Origin of the sequence: Bradyrhizobium embrapense, from assembly GCF_001189235.2 — a bacterium.
GTDB lineage: Bacteria > Pseudomonadota > Alphaproteobacteria > Rhizobiales > Xanthobacteraceae > Bradyrhizobium > Bradyrhizobium embrapense.
On record NZ_LFIP02000001.1, the window covers coordinates 1,199,092 to 1,218,482 of the forward strand.

Genomic DNA, 19,391 nt, shown 5'->3' on the forward strand with positions numbered 1-19,391 from the left:
TCCTGGGACAGATTTCGTGGCATTTGGTATGCCAAAAACGTAATTGTCAAGGTCGGCCAATGGCTAAAAATACCGAAAAATATGGGTAGCTTGACATTCTGGTATTTGGCATGCCAAAAATCTAAGGTAATTTCTTCTGCTAAGAAGACGTCTCCAAGAGGAGGAGACGAGTCGTGCCAGAACCGAAACAGACCAAGGCGTCGCCCATCATGGCTGACACAGATATCGCCATCGTCCGGATCGCCCCGGAGACGAGCTTCAAGAACAAGGCCTATGAGGCCTTGAAGGAAGCGATTCTGAAGATGGACATCTACGCGACGCCGGAGCCCGTGATGCTCGACGAGCGCGCATTGTCCGAGCGCCTCGGCGTCAGCCGCACGCCGATCCGCGAAGCGATCGCGATGCTCGAGCAGGACGGCTTCGTGAAGACCGTGCCGCGCCGCGGCATCGTCGTGGTCCGCCGCACCAAGGCGGAAATCGTCGACATGATCCGCGCCTGGGCGGCGCTGGAGAGCATGGCGGCGCGCCTGATCACGACCACCGCGCGCAAGAAGGACATCTCGGCGCTGCGCGACTTCTTCAAGGACTTCAGCGACGACCGCCTGCCGCAGGATCACGTCGAGGAATATTCCAAGGCCAACATCGCCTTCCACCAGGCGCTGATCTCGCTGTCGGAATCGCCTGTTCTGGTCGACCTCACCAACGACCTGCTGCTGCATGTGCGCGGCTATCGCCAGCTCACGATCGGCCGCAAGGACCGCACCGCGACTTCGTTGCCCGAGCATCTCGGGATCATCGAGGCGCTGGAGGCGCGCGACACCGAGCTCGCCGAAAAGCGCGCGCGCGATCACACACTCGGCCTTGCCGCCTATGTCGAGGCGCATGGCCAGGAACTGTTCACTTAACCACCCGCTTCAGACGACAACAGATCGTCCGAACAAGAACGATCAGGGAGACGATGCCGATGCTGAATACCGCTACGAAGTCCGAGGCACCGGGCACCGAGCAAGAGCTGACTGATGGCTTCCACCTCGTCATCGACGCGCTCAAGCTCAACGGCATCGACACCGTCTACGGTGTGCCGGGTATCCCGATCACGGATCTGGGCCGCATGGCCCAGGCGGCGGGCATTCGCGTGCTCTCGTTCCGCCACGAGCAGAATGCCGGCTATGCCGCTTCGATCGCAGGCTTCCTGACCAAGCGTCCCGGCGTTTGCCTCACGGTTTCGGCGCCCGGCTTCCTCAACGGCCTCACTGCGCTGGCGCATGCCACCACCAACTGCTTCCCGATGATCCTGATCTCGGGCTCGTCCGAGCGCGAGATCGTCGACCTGCAGCAGGGCGACTATGAGGAGATGGACCAGCTCGCGATCGCCAAGCCGCTCTGCAAGGCGGCATTCCGCGTGCTGCACGCCCAGGACATCGGCATCGGCCTTGCGCGCGCGATCCGCGCCGCGGTGTCGGGCCGTCCGGGCGGCGTCTATCTCGATCTGCCGGCCAAGCTGTTCGGCCAGGTCATGGACGCGGCGGCCGGCCAGAAATCGCTGGTCAAGGTGATCGACGCGGCGCCGGAGCACATCCCTGCCCCGTCATCCGTCAAGCGCGCGCTTGATGTCCTGAAGAACGCAAAGCGTCCGCTGATCATCCTCGGCAAGGGCGCGGCTTATGCGCAGGCCGACGAGGCGATCAAGAATTTCGTCGAGAAGAGCGGCGTGCCGTTCCTGCCGATGAGCATGGCCAAGGGCCTGTTGCCCGATCTGCATCCGCAATGCGCGGGTGCTGCGCGCTCGACGGTGCTGAAGGAAGCCGACGTCGTGATGCTGATCGGCGCCCGCCTCAACTGGCTGCTCTCGCACGGCAAGGGCAAGACCTGGGGTGAAGCCCCGAAGAAGTTCATCCAGGTCGACATCGAGCCGAAGGAGATGGATTCCAACGTCGAGATCGTGGCCCCCGTGGTCGGCGACATCGGCTCCTGCGTGTCCGCCTTCCTCGACGCCATGGGCGCCAACTGGTCGGCCGCACCGAGCGATTGGCTCGCGACCGTCGCCAAGAAGCGCGACGACAACGTCGCCAAGATGGCGCCGAAGCTGATGAGCAATGCGTCGCCGATGGATTATCACGGGGCGCTCGGCGCGCTGCGCACGATCATCGCCGAACGTCCTGACACCATCTTCGTCAACGAAGGCGCCAACACGCTCGATCTCGCCCGCGGCGTCGTCGACATGCACAAGCCGCGCAAGCGGCTCGACGTCGGCACCTGGGGCGTGATGGGCATCGGCATGGGCTACTCGATCGCGGCTGCGGTCGAGACCGGCCTGCCCGTGCTCGCAGTCGAAGGCGACAGCGCGTTCGGCTTCTCGGGCATGGAGGTCGAGACCATCTGCCGCTACAAGCTGCCGATCTGCGTCGTGATCTTCAACAATGACGGCATCTATCGCGGCACCGACGTCAACAGCGCCGGCGACGATCCGGCGACTACCGTGTTCGTCAAGGGCTCGCGCTACGACAAGATGATGGAAGCCTTCGGCGGCGTCGGCGTCAACGCCACCTCGCCGGACGAGCTGAAGCGCGCGGTCAATGCGGCGCTGGATTCCGGCAAGCCGACCTTGATCAACGCGGTGATCGATCCGGCAGCGGGCTCGGAGAGCGGCCGCATCGGCAACCTCAATCCTCAGAGCGTTCTGCAGAAGAAGAAGTAACCCCCTAATCCCCATCACTCCCTGCGGGTGCAGGGGCAGACCAGAGTACGGAGCAAAATATTATGACCAAGGCGCTCAAGGGCGTTCGCATTCTCGATTTCACCCACGTCCAGTCGGGTCCGACCTGCACGCAACTGCTGGCCTGGTTCGGCGCCGACGTGATCAAGGTCGAGCGTCCCGGCGTCGGCGACATCACCCGTGGCCAGTTGCAGGACATCCCGAACGTGGACAGCCTGTATTTCACCATGCTGAACCACAACAAGCGCTCGATCACGCTCGACACCAAGAATCCGAAGGGCAAGGAAGTGTTGACCGCGCTGATCAAGCAGTGCGACGTGCTGGTCGAGAATTTCGGCCCCGGCGTGCTCGATCGCATGGGCTTTTCCTGGGAGAAGATCCACGCCATCAACCCGAGGATGATCGTCGCCTCGATCAAGGGTTTCGGCCCCGGCCCGTATGAGGATTGCAAGGTCTACGAGAACGTTGCGCAGTGCACCGGCGGCGCCGCCTCGACCACCGGCTTCCGCGACGGCCTGCCGCTGGTCACCGGCGCGCAGATCGGCGACAGCGGCACCGGCTTGCACCTCGCGCTCGGCATCGTCACCGCGCTTTACCAGCGCACCCATTCGGGCAAGGGCCAGCGCGTCACCGCGGCGATGCAGGACGGCGTGCTCAACCTCGCCCGCGTCAAGCTGCGCGACCAGCAGCGCCTCGCCCACGGCCCGCTCAAGGAATACAGCCAGTTCGGCGAAGGCATTCCGTTCGGCGATGCCGTGCCGCGCGCCGGCAACGATTCCGGCGGCGGCCAGCCCGGCCGCATCCTGAAGTGCAAGGGCTGGGAAACCGACCCGAACGCCTACATCTACTTCATCACCCAGGCCCCGGTCTGGGAGAAGATCTGCGACGTGATCGGCGAGCCGACCTGGAAGACCGATCCCAACTACGCCAAGCCGGCGGCCCGCCTGCCGCGGCTGAACGAGATCTTCGCCCGCATCGAGCAGTGGACGATGACCAAGACCAAGTTCGAGGCGATGGAGATCCTCAACAAGGACGACATCCCCTGCGGCCCGATCCTGTCGATGAAGGAGATCGCGGAAGACCAGTCGCTGCGCGCGACCGGCACCGTGGTCGAGGTCGATCACCCGACCCGCGGCAAGTACATCTCGGTCGGCAACCCGATCAAGCTGTCGGATTCGCCGAGCGACGTTCAGCGTTCGCCGCTGCTCGGCGAGCACACCGACGAGATCCTGCGCGAGGTGCTCGGTTTCTCCGATCACCAGGTCGCCGAGATCCACGACTCCGGCGCCCTCGACCCGCCGCGCAAGCAGGCGGCCGAGTAAGGGCAGCCCTCAAGCAACACCATGAATGGCCGCGGGCAACCGCGGCCATTTTTCGTTTACTTGAAGGAAACGCCGCGGGGATCGGACACCAATATCGCCGTCGGCTGCAGACATCGATGAAATGGACGGCCCCGTCCGCGAGGGGCCGGAAGCCCGATCTATAGTCCCGCTTGGAGTTGGAACATTCCCAATAACATCCGGGTTCTAAAGACACCAAGCGAAGAAACCGCTGCGAGCGCGAAGGACGATGACCAATCTTTTCAAGCTGCCGACTTGGGCCGACAAAGGGCACATCCACGCCGTCGTCGAGACCCCTCGCGGGAGTTGCTGCAAATTGGAGTTCGATGGCAAGCTGCGCGCATTCATACTCTCAAAGCCCTTGATGACCGGACTGGCCTATCCCTACGACTGGGGGTTCATTCCTTCGACAAAGGCAGAGGACGGAGACCCCCTGGATGTGCTGATGATCCACGATGCCGCAACGTATCCCGGCACGGTGCTTCGCTGTAGGCCCATCGGTATTCTCGAAGTCGTGCAGGTCACCGGGCGCAAGAGGAAGAGAAACGACCGGATTTTCGCAGTCCCCGGACGCTCGCCGTTTGTTGGTAACTTGCCGGACATCCGTAGCCTTCCAGCGAGAGCCATTGTCGAACTGGAGAAGTTCTTCACCGCGACGGATGCACTCAAAAAAAAAAGAGCTCGAGTTTCTCGGATGGTACGGGCCAGGTCGTGCGATGAAGGCGATAAATCGATCTCGTTGTTAGGCATTTTCAACACTCGTACGATGGCACGTGTACGCTCGGAGGCTGTCTCTAAGAGGGCATAATCAACCGACGCGACAGCCGGCCGAGGGACGGCGCTGGCGCGTTGCAACAATTGCCCCCCCTCATAAACGTCTGATCACTGTGCTACCCTTCACTGTCCCGCTTCCGTGGGACAGATATTTTGCATCCATTTTTCAGGAGGGGAGTGCCATGCGAACTTACGTATTACCCCTATTGATCGCCACCTTTATGCCGTCCGCGTTTGCGGCCGAAGTGCCGAAGGAGGGCAACTACGACTACACCGCGTGCTGGTCCGGCACGAACAACATGATCACCTTTTCCAAGACGCACACCGCAGCAAGCTACGAAATGACGGGCGAGATCCGCAGCACGACTCCGGGTGGCATGTTTGACAAGCATACCTTCCGCTGCGTTGGCATGAATGCTTCGCTCGACGGCAAGAACACCGGCTCCACGGTGTGCGAGGCCGTTGATGCAGATGGCGACAAGCGCTTGTCGTACTTTACTCTTGGCAGCGACGGCAAGATCACCCGAGAGAATGTCGTCGGCACGGGAAAATACGAAGGCATGGTTGCAAGCGGCACGGTCCAGCCGCTCGGACCCTTTCCGGTTATCAAGGCCGGAACGTTCCAGGACTGCAATCACCAAATCGGCACCTATAAGCTGAAGTAAGACACCAGCTCCGAATGCCGCCGTTGCAGCATTGACAAGGCCGCCGGTGCTCCCGGCGGCCTTGCGCCTTGCTAGCACTTTCGTCCCTTGTCACCCGAATGCTAACGTGCGCGAACGAGATGGCACCGGGGTCCACCGATGCTCACTGACGCTGAGCCGATGGCTCCCGCCAAGGTGAGCTGGCAACCCATGCCGCAGCAGGAATTCCGGTCAGCCCGCCGCTGGCGGGTTCTCTTTTGCCCAGCGAGGAGACCCAGGTGACGGCCGAGCCCAACCCCAACCTATCCTCTCAACCGGCACGTATCCCTGCGGGAGTCTGGGCGCTGGGTTTCGTGTCGATGCTGATGGACGTCTCGTCGGAGATGATCCACGCGCTACTGCCGGTCTATCTCGTCACGGTGCTCGGCACCTCGATGGTGACGGTCGGCTTCATCGAAGGCATCGCCGAAGCGACCGCTTCCATCACAAAAATATTCTCGGGTGCGTTGTCGGACTGGCTTGGCAAGCGCAAGCTGCTGGCGGCGATCGGCTACGGAATTGCCGCCTTCACCAAGCCGGTGTTTCCGCTGGCGCCGACCGTCGGCTGGCTGATTGCCGCCCGTTTCGTCGACCGTGTCGGCAAGGGCATACGTGGGGCGCCGCGCGACGCGCTCGTCGCCGATATCGCACCCGCCGAATTGCGCGGTGCGAGCTTTGGGCTTCGGCAATCCCTCGATACCGTGGGCGCCTTCGTCGGCCCCCTGCTCGCCATCGTCCTGATGTGGATCAGCGCCGATAATTTCCGCGCGGTGTTCTGGCTTGCGGTGATTCCCGCCGTCCTCTCGCTCGCCCTGATCGTGTTTGCCGTCGAAGAGCCGAAGCGCCCCATCGACGATGACGGGACCAAAAATCCCTTGAGCTTCACCGCTGTGAAGCAACTCGGAAAATCCTACTGGCGCGTGGTCGGGATTGGCGTCGTCTTCACGCTCGCCCGCTTCAGCGAGGCGTTCCTGATCCTGCGCGCGCAAAACGTCGGACTTGGCGCGATGTGGGTCCCCGCGGTTCTGGTATTGATGAACATCGTCTATGCACTATCGGCCTATCCGGCGGGCGAGCTGTCCGACCGGATCAACCGCACCGGCCTGCTTGCCCTCGGGCTCGTATGCCTTGCTGCCGCCGATCTGACGCTGGCCACCCTTGCAAATCTCGGCGGACTGGCGCTCGGCGTAGTCCTTTGGGGCCTGCACATGGGACTGACGCAAGGCCTGTTCGCAACGCTGATCGCTGACAGCTCTCCCGTCTCGCTGCGTGGCACCGCCTACGGGTATTTCAACCTGTTGACCGGCGTCGCGATGCTTGGCTCAAGCGTCGTCGCAGGCGCACTGTGGGATGCACTTGGGCCCGCGGCCACGTTCCTTAGCGGTCTTGCCTTTGCCCTGCTGTCGCTCGCCGGACTGCTTGTCATTGAGACGAAGGTCAGGCAGGCGAGCAATCAGGATCTTTGAGGAGAGGTCAGACGACCTTGCACCCGTCTCGCCGCGTGCGTCTCAACCCTCGAGGCCACGCTTCCACAGCGGCGGCTGGTCGTCTGCGCAATGCGTTGGGCAAGTTCGGTGGCTTTTGGCTGCGGCCGATCAACCGCCCTCGCCGCCATCGGCCTCGCCTTCATCCCCCGGCACGTATTCCAGAATATCCCCCGGCCGGCAGTCCAGCTCGCGACAGATCGCCGATAGCGTCGAGAAGCGCATCGCTTTCGCCTTGCCGGTCTTCAGGATCGACAGGTTCTGGATCGAGATGCCGATCGCGTCCGCGAGATCTCCGAGGCGGCGCTTGCGCTTGGCGAGCATGACATCGAGGTTCACCACGATGGGCACAAGCATTCACCTCAGATCGTCAGGTCGTTTTCGGACTGCAGCAGGATGGCGTGCTCGAGCACGAATTTCAGCGCCATCAGGAAGATCCCGCCTGCGAAATTGCCGACGTCGACGCTGTAGCTCGGCAGGAAGAATTTGACGTCGCCGATCCGATACAGGGCATAGGCTACTACGTTGGTCGTGATCGTATCCACAAACGGCCAGACCACCAGGAAGATCCCCATCCACCAGACACCTTGCAGCGTTTCGGACACGAAGATCCGCCCATTGGCGAATCGGTTCACCATGCGATGAAGGATGCCGATCAACACCGCGTAAAACGATACCCCAAGCGCGAACAGCGACCAGAACAGCAGCTGGCCCATGGTCGACATGGTGAGCGGGTTGGCGACGATGCTGGCGCATTTCGCCTGCTCGCCGATGAGGCTTTCGGCAATCGTGGCCGAGGCCGTGATGGTGCGGTAATAGGCCAGCCACAGCACAACCAGCAACGCGGCCCAGATCACCCAGAACGCCCGATCGAGCCGGCGAAACCAAAGCTGGCGCTGCTCGCGAACCGATATCCCCATCGCACCCATCCGAAATTTTTTTGCCAAACAGCCCATTACAGCCGGGTCGCATCATGCCTTGGTAATGTTGTTGACTCAACCTTAAACGTGATTTATTTCATGTTTATCATGAAATTTTTCATGAAGAAGGTGGATGATGACCGCAATCCCAGACCAAAACGGCCCCACCAAGGCCTTGAAGCAATTGATCCACGCCCATCTCGCCCGCCGCCTGATCGTGGCCGCGTTCCACATTCCGCTGCTCGGCAGCGCCGCCGATGCCGCCAAAGCCAACGACAAGGCCAACGATCCGGCCGGCGTCTGGCTGACCCAGTCCGGTGATGCCAAGATCCAGGTCCAGCGCTGCGGCAGCGCGCTGTGCGGCCGCGTCGTCTGGCTGAAGGAGCCGACCGACAAGGCCACCGGCAAGCCGCAGCGCGACGACAAGAATGCCGATCCCGCGCAACGGACCCGGCCGGTGATGGGCATCTCGCTGTTCATCAACATGCAGCCCGCAGGCCCGAACAAATGGGCCGGCCGGATCTACAACGCCGATGACGGCAAGACCTATGAGAGCTCGGTGACGCTGGTGTCGTCGGGCACGCTGAACGTTCGCGGCTGCATGGGAACGCTATGCGCGGGCGAAGACTGGACGCGGTGAAGGGATCTGGCCCCGACCCTTCATCGGCCAAGAAGAAAAGCAAACCCAGTCACTCAAGGCCGCCGCCGCATTCGGCGGCCTTTCTTTTTTGCGGCGACGCCGACGTGAAGTCCAACGAACTTGCCCAACGTGCGGGCCGCAGACCAGCGTTGGCATCGCCTACGTCGGCCGGTACGCCGACCGGGTGCAGGTTCACTCGGTAAAGGCCAGTTTCAGCTGGAGATTCTGACCCACAGGTCCTGTGGCTTCCGCCTCCCTTTGCTCTGGTCTGGGATGCCAAGCGACGCGCCCTGTTGCATTGCACCATTCGGAATGCTGCTATGCAAACACTCCCGTTGTATCTGGCATCTGGTATACATAGTTTGACCCCAGATAGTGAGCCGGCCCATTACTGGCCTCCAGCGAAAGGGGACACCAATGTCCAAGACTACTGCCATCAAGACCACCGCCATCGCGCTCGCGCCCTCCTCCACCCTGTTCGGCCGCCTGCTGGCTTCGATCGATCGCCTCTTGATGAAGAGCGCGGAGATCTCGAACCGCAACGGCGACCTGCCGCGCTTCGGCCTCTGAGCCGGAACGATTCATCGGGGTGCGCATCGCGACATGCGACCTGGCATTCAACCTTCGACCAATGGTCCCGATTTTCGGGGCCATTTTTTTGCGCGCTGAATTACTCTCGCGATGACCGCCTGAGTCCTCTGCGGCATATTCGCACGCGACCTCCGCGACAGCTTGAACCTTGGCATATCAAATACCAAGATGACCGAGCCGCGCCACAAGCAGAATGACAAAGCGCGCACTGGGAGGATCAATGTCGGACATGGTTCAGGCAACTGCGGCCCCCGCGGCCGCGCGTGTCAGCGATACGTATCGCTGGACGCAACTTGCGATCGGCGTCGCCGCGATGGTGATGATCGCAAACTATCAATACGGGTGGACGTTCTTCGTCCCCGACATCCAGAAGAAGTTTGGATGGGATCGCGCATCGATCCAGTGGGCCTTTACGCTGTTTGTGCTGTTCGAGACCTGGCTGGTCCCGGTCGAAGGCTGGTTCGTCGATAAATACGGTCCGCGCCTCGTCGTGCTGATCGGCGGCATTCTCTGCGCGATCGGGTGGGCGATCAACGCGCAGGCGACCTCGCTGAACGGCTACTATCTCGGCATGATCATCGCCGGCATCGGCGCCGGCGGCGTCTACGGCACCTGCGTCGGCAACGCGCTGAAATGGTTTCCCGACAAGCGCGGGCTTGCGGCGGGCATCACCGCGGCCGGCTTCGGCGCGGGCTCCGCACTGACGGTGGCGCCGATCCAGGCCATGATCAAGGACTCCGGCTTCCAGACCACCTTCCTCTATTTCGGCCTCGGCCAGGGCATCATCATCGTGTTGCTCGCCTTCTTCCTGCTCGCGCCGAAGGCCGGCCAGGTGCCGGCGGTCGTGGCGAATGCCAACATCATCCAGACCCGGCGCAACTATCAGCCGACCGAAGTGCTGCGGCAGCCGATCTTCTGGCTGATGTACTTCATGTTCGTGATCGTGGGCGCCGGCGGCCTGATGGTGACGGCGAACCTGAAGCCGATCGCGGTCGACTGGAAGGTCGACAGCGTGCCGGTCACGCTGATGGCGGTGACGATGACGGCCGTGACCTTCGCGGCCACTATCGACCGCGTGCTCAACGGTCTGACGCGTCCGTTCTTCGGCTGGATCTCCGACATGATCGGCCGCGAGAACACCATGTTCATCGCCTTCGGTATGGAAGGCTTCGGCATCTGGATGCTCTACCTCTGGGGCCACGACCCGGTGTGGTTCGTGCTGCTGTCGGGCTTCGTGTTCTTTGCCTGGGGCGAGATCTATTCGCTGTTTCCCTCGACCTGCACCGACACGTTCGGCGCCAAGTTCGCGACCACCAATGCGGGCCTGCTCTACACCGCGAAGGGCACCGCGGCGCTGCTGGTGCCGATCGCCAACTACATGCAGCAGTCGTCGGGCCATTGGGACAACGTGTTCATCATCGCAGCCGGCGCCAACATCCTTGCCTCGCTGCTCGCGATCGCCGTGCTCAAGCCGTGGCGGAAAATCGTGGTCGAGAAATCGACGGCGACGGCTTAGGCAACCGCAACCCTTCAACTGACGAAAGCGCCCGGCCGACGCCGGGCGTTTTCATTTTCCGGCATCCCGTCGTCGCCAGATCAGCCTAAAGCATGCCAGTTTTGCTGCGGCGCAGTAGAAAGATGGGCTTGCTTTCTGGGATATAGTATACCAACCTCCCGCCAGCGATTGCGACGATACGCCACAAGAATTGCGACACTGGGTCACAAGAAGACCAGGCGCGCTCGGGAGGATTTGATGGTTTCCAGCAATGCTGCCGCAACACAAGCACAACCTTCGTCCAGTGGCTTCCGCTGGCTTCAGCTCGTGATGGGCATCGTCTGCATGGCGATGATCGCGAACCTGCAATATGGCTGGACGCTGTTCGTTGATCCGATCGACGGCGCGCATCACTGGGGCCGCGCGGCGATCCAGTTCGCCTTCACGATCTTCGTGGTGACGGAGACCTGGCTGGTGCCGGTCGAAGCGTGGTTCGTCGACAAATACGGCCCGCGGATCGTCATCATGTTCGGCGGCGCCATGATCGCGCTGTCCTGGGTGCTGAACTCCTACGCCGATTCACTCTCCCTGCTCTACGCCGCGGCCGTCATCGGCGGCATCGGTGCCGGCTCGGTGTACGGCACCTGCGTCGGCAATGCGCTGAAATGGTTTCCCGATCGCCGGGGCCTTGCCGCCGGCGCAACCGCCGCAGGCTTCGGCGCCGGCGCGGCGCTGACCGTGGTGCCGATCGCCAACATGATCGCCTCGAGCGGCTATCAGACCGCGTTCTTCGATTTCGGCATCGGGCAAGGCCTGATCGTGTTCCTGCTCGCCTTCTTCATCCAGAAGCCTGCGGTCACGATCCCGCCGAAGAAGAAGCAGCTCAATCTGCCGCAGACCAAGATCGACTTCACGCCGCCGCAAGTGCTGCGCAGCCCGATCTTCTGGGTGATGTATCTGGTGTTCGTGATGGTCGCCTCCGGCGGCCTGATGGCGGCGGCGCAGATCGCGCCGATCGCGCACGACTACAAGATCGCCACCACGCCGGTCTCGCTCGCCGGCTTCCAAATGGCCGCGCTGACCTTTGCGATCTCGCTCGACCGCATCTTCGACGGGTTCGGACGGCCGTTCTTCGGCTGGGTCTCCGACAATATCGGCCGCGAGCACACCATGTTCATCGCGTTCGGCACCGGCGCGCTGATGCTGCTGACGCTGTCGACCTGGGGCCACAACCCGCTGGTGTTCGTGCTGGCGACTGCGGTCTATTTCGGCGTGTTCGGCGAGATCTACTCGTTGTTCCCGGCGACCTCCGGCGACACATTCGGCTCGAAGTTCGCGACCACCAACAACGGCATGCTCTACACCGCGAAGGGCACCGCAGCGCTCCTGGTGCCGGGTGCCAGCATCGTGGCCGCCAGCTATGGCTGGCAGGCGGTGTTCGTGATCGCGGTTGCGCTCAATGCCACCGCGGCGCTGATGGCACTGTTCGTGATCAAGCCGATGCGCCGCGCCTTCATCAACGGCAACGAGGCGGCCGCAGCAGCCGAGACTGCGACGAACGCCAAGACAGCGTGAGATGCCAGCCTAATTTGACTGCCTGATTTCGGGACTTCCCGCTGAACGATGGAGGCGCACTTTGGTGCGCCTCTTCTTTTGTCGGACGGAGGGATGCCAGATACCAGAAACACCCAGAGAGCCGAATGGCCTACCCGCTCACACCGGGTCACAATCGTCTGAAACGTCAGCGTCTCTGCTATTTCGGCGATTTCCCAGTGGTAAATTCCTCTGACGGCGGCGTTGACAATTGGCATTTTGTATACCAGAGTCCTGTCAACGATAACCAAGGAGGTTGCCATGCAAGTCGGAGATATCCTGCGCAAGAAAACCCCTCGCGTTGCCACGGTGCGCATGAACGAGACGGTAGCGATCGCCGCGCAACTGATGCGCGCCAGCAATATCAGCGCGCTGGTGGTCAAGGATGTCGTTCGCACCGAGGGCAACACCGCCGTCGGCATGTTCACCGAGCGCGACGTGGTGCGCGCGATCGCCGAGCACGGCGCGGCCGGCGCCGGCATGAAGGTCTCGCAGTTCGTCTCGGTGCAGCAGCTGGTGTCGTGCACCTCAAGCGACACGCTCGAGCACATCCGTCATCTCATGACCAAGCACCACATTCGCCATGTGCCCGTGATCGACAATTACAGCCTGATCGGCGTCGTCAGCATGCGCGACATCGCGGCGGCCTTCGACGAGGAGACCGCCGCGTCGAAGAAGGACGCCGTGCCCGCGTAGCAAGCATCTCCGTTGTCGTATTACCAGTCGGGCGCTGCGTGTTCGATCAGCAGCGCCCGAACAAGGTCACGAAAGACCCCCGCCCGCCCTCGCCTGACCGCCGCGGCCCGCCATTTCCGCATAGGCGCGCCGCAGGTCGTCGGTAGACATTTGCCGGACCGGACTGCATCCTTCCCTCGACATCCAATAACAACACCGTGCGCGGCCATCCGCGTCACGGAAAATTTCGATGGAAACGAGGGCAGAATGATCAAGACACGCTTCACCGAAATGTTCGGCGTCGACCACCCGATCGTGCAGGGCGGCATGCAATGGGTCGGGCGCGCGGAACTGGTCGCCGCCGTCGCCAATGCCGGCGCGCTCGGCATGATCACCGCGTTGACGCAGCCGACGCCGGACGATCTGCGCAAGGAGATCGCGCGCTGCCGCGAGCTGACCGACAAGCCGTTCGGCGTGAACCTGACCATCCTGCCCGCGATCAAGCCGCCGCCTTACGCCGAGTATCGCCAGGCCATCATCGAGAGCGGCATCAAGATCGTCGAGACCGCCGGCAACAAACCGCAGGAGCATGTCGACGAGTTCAAGAAGCACGGCGTCAAGGTGCTGCACAAATGCACCAGCGTCCGTCACGCACTGTCCGCCGAGCGGATGGGCGCCGACGCGATCTCGATCGACGGTTTTGAATGCGCCGGCCATCCCGGCGAGGACGACACCCCCGGCCTGATCCTGATCCCCGCCGCCGCCGACAAGGTGAAGATCCCGATGATCGCCTCGGGCGGCTTCGGCGACGCCCGAGGCCTCGTCGCAGCGCTGGCGCTCGGCGCCGAGGGCATCAACATGGGCACCCGCTTCATGTGCACCAAGGAGAGCCCGATCCATCAGCTCGTGAAGGAGCGCATCGTCGCCAATGACGAGCGCGAGACCGAGTTGATCTTCCGCACCATGCGCAACACCTCGCGCGTCGCCAAGAATGCGATCTCGACCAAGGTCGTGCAAATGGAGAAAGAAGGCGCCAAGTTCGAGGACGTTCGCGAACTGGTCGCCGGCGCCCGCGGCAAGATGGTCTACGCCACTGGCGACGCCGACGAAGGCATCTGGTCGGCCGGCCAGGTGCAGGGCCTGATCCACGACATCCCGTCCTGCGCCGAACTGATCTCGCGCATCGTGAGCGAGGCGGAAGCGATCATCCGCGAACGGCTCGAGGCAATGATGTCCGGCGCCAAACGTCGGGCAGCTGAATAGACCTCCACTGGTGATCCGTCACCCTGAGGAACGCCAAGCGCGTCTCGAAGGGTCGACGGCCACCGATCGGGCCATTCATCCTTCGAGGACCGCGGAAGGACGGCCACCTCCAGCGACAAAGGCGACGCCTTTGCGCGGTGATGACGGAACTCAGAGCCATCTCGCGTTAGACGACAGCAACGAGAACAAGTCCATGAAAGCGTATGTCTACGGAACCAACGGCCCCGAAATCACCGAAGTCGCAAAGCCCGTGCCGAAGGGCACCCAGGTGCTGGTCAAGGTTCACGCCTGCGGGTTGAACCGCGCCGATCTCGGCATGACCAAGGGCCACGCCCATGGCGCGGCCGGCGGCGTCGGCACCGTGCTCGGCATGGAATGGGCCGGCGAAGTCGCCGAGCTCGGTCCCGATGCCAAAGGCGTCAAGGTCGGCGACAAGATCATGGGCTCCGGCGGCGCGGCGTTCGCCGAATACACGCTCGCCGATCACGGCCGGCTGTTTCGCAGCCCGTCGAACATGAATTTCGACGAGGCCGCCACCCTGCCCGTCGCGCTCGCCACCATGCACAACGCCGTCGTCACCAACGGCGCGCTGCAGGCGGGCCAGACCGTGCTGATCCAGGGCGCGAGCTCCGGCGTCGGCCTGATGGCGATGCAGATTGCAAAACTGAAGGGCGCAAAGCTCGTGGTGGGGTCCTCGACGGACGCGATGCGCCGCAGCCGGTTGACGGAATTCGGCGCCGATCTCGCCATTGATTCCAAGGATCCCGGCTGGGTCGATCAGGTATTGCAGGCGACCGGTGGCGAAGGCGTCGATCTGATCGTCGATCAGGTCTCCGGCCCGGTCGCGAACCAGAACCTGAGAGCAACCAAGGTCAAGGGCCGCATCGTCAATGTCGGCCGGCTCGGCGGCACCCATGGCGACTTCAACTTCGACCTGCACGCCGCGCGGCGCATCCAGTATATCGGCGTCACCTTCCGCACCCGCTCGATCGAGGAAATCCGCGCGATCTTCGACGAGGTGCGCAAGGACATCTGGCCCGCGGTCGAAGCGCGCAAGCTGCAGCTGCCGATCGATCAGGTCTACAAATTCGCCGACATCGGCAAGGCGTTCGAGCACATGGAAGCCAACAAGCACCTCGGCAAGATCGTGGTGACGCTGTAGCTGCGTGGCGACCATCAAGTTCGCGCGCGACGTTCAGCCGACCGGTCCGGGACTCCAATAATCCCCCGCAAGGGGGCTCACCTTCACGTCGCGAATGACTCCGAGCTCCAGGCCTGGATCGAAATAGCGCATCGTCCGCACGTTGAGGTCAATGATGCGGCCAGGCCGTAATGGCCCGACGTCGTTGATCTTGACGATGACCTTCTTGCCTACGGCCTCGACGAGCGCATATTTCGGCCTCGCGCCGAATTGGACCCCGCCGAACTTCTGACGCAAGCTCGTTTTGATGGCGGCCGCCCAGACCGAGCGATCATAGCGCTCGCCGGAAGCTGTGCTCGGACCGCCCTCCTCCCTGCCGGGCTTGAACGGATCGTACATGGATGCTGCGCCGACGATCGCATCCTCACAAGCGGCTTTGACGACAGCGCTTGAATGAACCGAATTGTTTTCACTTCGAGCAGCGGTGCCAGACATGGCAAGCGCAACCAGGGCGCCGCAAGTTGCGGCGCTCAAGCCGAACAGCATCATAACTCCTTGATTGATTTTCTGATCGTCGGTTCCCGATGCCGCAAGACATGATCGAGGCAACGCGGAGGCGTTCACTCGTGACAATTCGTTGCGGAGTCGTGCCAGTTCAGGCGACGGAACCATTGTGGGAACCAGAGGTCCCACACAGTGTCTTTAGTTCTCGTCGACTAAGACAGAGAATGCGTCAGCAAAATGACTGGATGGGCTGTCTTCGACAATGCGAGGCGAAACATCGATTGTATCCGCGCGGCGAGATGATGGGCTCCGCTACGTGCTACCCATCCTGCGCGCCAATCCGCCTTACGTGCTCGGCCTCACCTGCGTGATGGCGACGCCGGAGATCGCGAGCAGCCCGCCGACAATCAGCTTCGGCGTCGCGCTGTCGCCAAGAAACAACACGCTCGAGATCAAGGCGAACACCGGAACCAGCAGGCCGAAGGGAGCGATGCGGTCCATCGAACAGCGCGCGATCAGCCAGAACCAGAGGCCGAACCCGACAATCCCCCCGATAAAAATGGTGTAGGCCAGCGCCAGCCAGCCGTGTCTATCCGCCGTGACAAGGCTCGCCGCTTGTCCATGCTCGAGCAGCAACGACATCAGCAACACCTGCGGCACGGTGAGCAGCGACGACCACCCCATCAGCATCAGCGGATCAAACGGGCCGTGACGTTTGGTCAGGACGGTAGACACCGCGAATGCGAAGGCGGCTCCGACCACCAGCAGCAGCGGCAAGGCGTTCGCCGACCGGCCGGGTTCCGCTGTCAGCACCACGCCGGCGAACGCAAGCACCACGCCGACCGATGTGACGAGCGACGGCCGCTCCGCCAGCAGCGGCCAGGCCAGCAGCACGGTGAAGGCCGGCGCGAGTTGATAGGCGACCGCCGACATGCTTCCCGAGCCGAGCCCGAGGCCGACATAGAACAGCCCGAAGTTCAGCCCGCCGAGGAAGAGCGAGATGACCGCGATCGGGCCCAGTTGTTGGCGCGTCGGCGCCTTGACGAACGGGACAACCAGCAGCGCCATCGCCAAAAAGCGCAGCGCGAGGAAGAACAGCGGCGGAAACTCGGTGACGCCGACCTTGATGACCACGAACTGATAACCCCAGAGCAAGGGAACGGCCACCGCGCAGACGATCTGGATGACGGACATGGCTTCTTTCCTTTCAAGACCGATCGGTCTATATATAGGCACGCCAAACGCGAAGGCGTTCGCGGGTTCCTTACCTGAGGAAGCGATCGAGCAGCGCGTCGGCGGTGGCTTGCGAGGTGGCGCGCGCCGGAGCCGTTTTGGCGACCACGCGCAGCCCCCACAGGAAACAGATGACAATTCGGGCTGCACTCGAAGGCTCGACGCCAGCGGACAGCTTGCCCGCCCTCTCCGCACGAGAGAATGCATCCGCCACCCTGGTCTCCATGGTTTTGAAGAAGCTCGCGAAGCGACGACCGACCTCGGCATCCTGGCCAGCCAGCTCCATCGCCGTCGCCACCAGCAGGCAGCCGCGCCGGCCATTGGCACCGCACGCGCGCTCAACGTAGCCGGCAAGGTAGGCCCGCAGCCCGTCGACCGGATCTCTGCGGGGATCGAGTTCGTCATCCATCCGCGTCAGGGCATCGGCAATGTAGCGATCGAGAGCGCGCAGGAACAGCGAGTGCTTGTCGCCGAAAGCGGCGTATAGGCTGCCGCGCGAGAGTTTTGTCGCACGCAGCAGGTCCGGCAGTGCCGTGGCGTGATAGCCGCGCGACCAGAACACATTCATCGCGCGTCCGACGGCGGCGTCCATGTCGAAACTTCGCGGGCGGCCACGGGGCGCCTGCATGGTGGTTTGGCGGCTCATGATTGATATATAGACCATTTGGTCCATATATCGCAAGTGGTCGTTTCAGGTGATTTGGACGCGGAAGGCGGCTGGAGCGCGAAAGACGGCTGGGGTGGCGCACGGCGGACCACCTCCCCGTCGTCATTTGGCGTGACATTCATACAACTCTGCTGTTGCAAGTGAGTTGCGATTGCGCGTGACGACTGACACTTGATGTTCACGGTTGGCCTGCTACACCGCCGCTCATGAGCTCTTCCAGCACCAGCGCGCCCAACACCAAGACATCCGTCGCCGCGCTCTCGATCCTTGCCAGCGGCGGCATGGCCGCAGCGAAGCTCGTCGTCGGCATCGCCATCGGATCGCTGGCGCTGATCTCCGAGGCGCTGCACTCTTCGATCGACCTCGTCGCCACCATCATCACCTGGGCCGTGGTGCGGGTGTCGGACCAGCCCGCCGACGCCGAGCATCATTACGGCCACGGCAAGTTCGAGAGCGTCTCCGCACTCTTCATCATCGCCCTGCTCTACGTGCTGGCCGGCGGCATCCTGGTGCAGGCCTACAGCCATTTGCGCGAAGGCGCGCCGCCGCCTTCGATCTCAGCCATTCCGTTCATCGTTCTGATCATCGATATCGGCGTCAATCTGTGGCGCGCCCGCGCGCTGCACCGCGCGGCGCGCGACACCAAGAGCCAGGCGCTGGCCGCCGACGCGCTGCATTTCGCTTCCGACGTGATGGGCTCTGCGGCGGTGATCGTAGGGCTGGTGCTGGCGGGCTTCGGCTTCTGGTGGGGCGATGCCGCGGCCGCCATCGCGGTTGCCGTGATGATCGCCCTGCTCGGCCTGCGCATGGCGCGCGAGACGGTCGAGACCCTGCTCGACCGTGCGCCGGAAGGCGCGCTGGAGAAGGCCACCGCGGCGATCAGGGCGGTGCCGGGGGTCGTCGACGTCGAGCGGCTGCGGGTCCGCATGGTCGGCGCCACGCATTTCATCGATGCCATCGCCGCCGTGCCGCGCACCTATCCGATCGACCGCGTCGAGGACATCAAGCGCCGGGCGCAGCAGGCGATGACCAAGGCGTTCGGCGACGCCGACCTCACCTTCACTGCAGTGCCGGTGGCGCGCGACAATGAGAGCGTGCGCGAGCGCATCATGGTGATCGCGCGCAATTCCGGCCTTGCCATCCACCACGTCACCGTGCACGACATCGGCGGCAAGCTGATCGTCGGCATCGACCTCGAGGTCGACAGCGACATGGCGCTGGACGCCGCCCACGACATCGCCCACGAGCTCGAGCGCGCGATCCGCGAGGATTTTGGCGAGGACGTCGAGGTCGACACCCATATCGAGCCGCTCCAGCCGGAACTGCCCTGGGGAACCGACGCCGCGCCCGACCGCGTCGATGCCATCAAGACCGCACTGACCGGCTTCGCCGATGGCGGCGCGATCCATGACATCCATAATGTGCGGGTCCGCAACACCGACGCCGGCGAGATCGTCAACTTCCATTGCCGCGCCGAGCCCTCGATGAGTGTGATCAAGGTGCACGAAAGCGTCGACGAGATCGAACGCAAGCTGCGTCGCACGTTCCCCACCGTGAAGCGTGTGATCAGTCACGCAGAACCGGCGCGCGCGTAATTCTACGGAGCCGTTCCTGTTTCGGACTCACTTTGCGCGACCTGATTCCGTCTTGGACAAGAATTATTTCGCATTAA

The 19,391-nt window shown here is 62.9% G+C and carries 19 protein-coding genes; 14 read left to right on the forward strand and 5 right to left on the reverse strand.

Translation table 11 applies throughout. The features are described from left to right. The first annotated feature begins 209 nt into the window (after positions 1-209). The 6 genes from AKN83_RS05875 (at position 210) to AKN83_RS05900 (ending at position 6,979) form a co-directional block, all read left to right on the forward strand. Positions 210-905, forward strand: coding sequence for a GntR family transcriptional regulator (locus tag AKN83_RS05875; RefSeq protein WP_050387017.1), 696 nt, complete (start codon positions 210-212; stop codon positions 903-905). A gap of 59 nt (positions 906-964) precedes the next feature. Beyond that, complete coding sequence (gene oxc, locus AKN83_RS05880; protein WP_050405123.1) at positions 965-2,698, forward strand: oxalyl-CoA decarboxylase; 1,734 nt, start codon at positions 965-967, stop codon at positions 2,696-2,698. Positions 2,699-2,760: 62 nt separating this feature from the next. After that, positions 2,761-4,038, forward strand: coding sequence for a formyl-CoA transferase (gene frc, locus AKN83_RS05885; protein ID WP_050405093.1), 1,278 nt, complete (start codon positions 2,761-2,763; stop codon positions 4,036-4,038). 247 nt (positions 4,039-4,285) lie between these two features. Beyond that, a complete protein-coding gene (locus AKN83_RS05890; protein ID WP_244521901.1) occupies positions 4,286-4,864 on the forward strand; it encodes an inorganic diphosphatase in 579 nt (192 codons plus the stop codon). A 148-nt stretch (positions 4,865-5,012) separates the two neighbouring features. After that, positions 5,013-5,495 carry a hypothetical protein gene (locus AKN83_RS05895; RefSeq protein WP_157113225.1) on the forward strand — a complete coding sequence of 161 codons (483 nt, stop codon included), beginning with the start codon at positions 5,013-5,015 and terminating at the stop codon, positions 5,493-5,495. Positions 5,496-5,833: 338 nt separating this feature from the next. After that, positions 5,834-6,979, forward strand: a complete 1,146-nt coding sequence (locus AKN83_RS05900; RefSeq protein ID WP_083991942.1) for an MFS transporter — start codon at positions 5,834-5,836, stop codon at positions 6,977-6,979. Positions 6,980-7,108: 129 nt separating this feature from the next. Here the strand turns inward: AKN83_RS05900 and AKN83_RS05905 are convergent, their stop codons facing one another. Both AKN83_RS05905 and AKN83_RS05910 read right to left on the reverse strand, forming a co-directional pair. Further along, the gene (locus AKN83_RS05905; protein ID WP_050405125.1) at positions 7,109-7,348 is read right to left on the reverse strand and encodes a helix-turn-helix domain-containing protein; all 240 of its coding nucleotides are present in this window, start codon (positions 7,346-7,348) and stop codon (positions 7,109-7,111) included. An 11-nt stretch (positions 7,349-7,359) separates the two neighbouring features. Further along, a complete protein-coding gene (locus tag AKN83_RS05910; protein ID WP_172803489.1) occupies positions 7,360-7,917 on the reverse strand; it encodes a DUF2975 domain-containing protein in 558 nt (185 codons plus the stop codon). Positions 7,918-8,050: 133 nt separating this feature from the next. On the opposite strand from AKN83_RS05910, the gene AKN83_RS05915 reads away from it, so the two are divergent. The 7 genes from AKN83_RS05915 (at position 8,051) to AKN83_RS05940 (ending at position 15,336) form a co-directional block, all read left to right on the forward strand. Continuing rightward, positions 8,051-8,557 carry a DUF2147 domain-containing protein gene (locus AKN83_RS05915; protein ID WP_157113226.1) on the forward strand — a complete coding sequence of 169 codons (507 nt, stop codon included), beginning with the start codon at positions 8,051-8,053 and terminating at the stop codon, positions 8,555-8,557. Positions 8,558-8,974: 417 nt separating this feature from the next. Then, entirely contained in the window at positions 8,975-9,127 is a 153-nt protein-coding gene (locus tag AKN83_RS40450; RefSeq protein WP_172803490.1) for a hypothetical protein, read from the forward strand. A gap of 241 nt (positions 9,128-9,368) precedes the next feature. Further along, positions 9,369-10,664: an oxalate/formate MFS antiporter gene (gene oxlT, locus AKN83_RS05920; protein WP_050405096.1), complete on the forward strand. Its 1,296-nt coding sequence runs from the start codon at positions 9,369-9,371 to the stop codon at positions 10,662-10,664. Positions 10,665-10,901: 237 nt separating this feature from the next. Then, entirely contained in the window at positions 10,902-12,218 is a 1,317-nt protein-coding gene (gene oxlT / locus AKN83_RS05925) for an oxalate/formate MFS antiporter (RefSeq protein WP_050405097.1), read from the forward strand. A gap of 279 nt (positions 12,219-12,497) precedes the next feature. After that, a complete protein-coding gene (locus tag AKN83_RS05930) occupies positions 12,498-12,932 on the forward strand; it encodes a CBS domain-containing protein (protein WP_016846946.1) in 435 nt (144 codons plus the stop codon). A 246-nt stretch (positions 12,933-13,178) separates the two neighbouring features. Next, positions 13,179-14,174 (forward strand): NAD(P)H-dependent flavin oxidoreductase, encoded by a 996-nt coding sequence (locus AKN83_RS05935; RefSeq protein ID WP_050405098.1) that lies wholly within the window; start codon positions 13,179-13,181, stop codon positions 14,172-14,174. A 193-nt stretch (positions 14,175-14,367) separates the two neighbouring features. Then, a complete protein-coding gene (locus AKN83_RS05940) occupies positions 14,368-15,336 on the forward strand; it encodes a zinc-binding dehydrogenase (protein WP_050405099.1) in 969 nt (322 codons plus the stop codon). 33 nt (positions 15,337-15,369) lie between these two features. Here AKN83_RS05940 and AKN83_RS05945 read toward each other — a convergent pair whose 3' ends face one another. The 3 genes from AKN83_RS05945 to AKN83_RS05955 all read right to left on the reverse strand — a co-directional run bounded on the left by AKN83_RS05945 (position 15,370) and on the right by AKN83_RS05955 (position 17,680). Next, on the reverse strand, positions 15,370-15,864 hold the full coding sequence (locus AKN83_RS05945) for an RlpA-like double-psi beta-barrel domain-containing protein (protein ID WP_172803491.1): 495 nt from the start codon (positions 15,862-15,864) through the stop codon (positions 15,370-15,372). Between the two features lie 300 nt (positions 15,865-16,164). Beyond that, positions 16,165-17,013 carry a DMT family transporter gene (locus AKN83_RS05950; RefSeq protein WP_050405100.1) on the reverse strand — a complete coding sequence of 283 codons (849 nt, stop codon included), beginning with the start codon at positions 17,011-17,013 and terminating at the stop codon, positions 16,165-16,167. A gap of 70 nt (positions 17,014-17,083) precedes the next feature. After that, entirely contained in the window at positions 17,084-17,680 is a 597-nt protein-coding gene (locus AKN83_RS05955) for a TetR/AcrR family transcriptional regulator (protein WP_050405128.1), read from the reverse strand. A 245-nt stretch (positions 17,681-17,925) separates the two neighbouring features. Between AKN83_RS05955 and AKN83_RS05960 the strand changes: the two genes are divergently transcribed. Then, positions 17,926-19,314, forward strand: coding sequence for a cation-efflux pump (locus tag AKN83_RS05960; protein ID WP_050405101.1), 1,389 nt, complete (start codon positions 17,926-17,928; stop codon positions 19,312-19,314). The last annotated feature ends 77 nt before the right edge of the window (positions 19,315-19,391 follow it).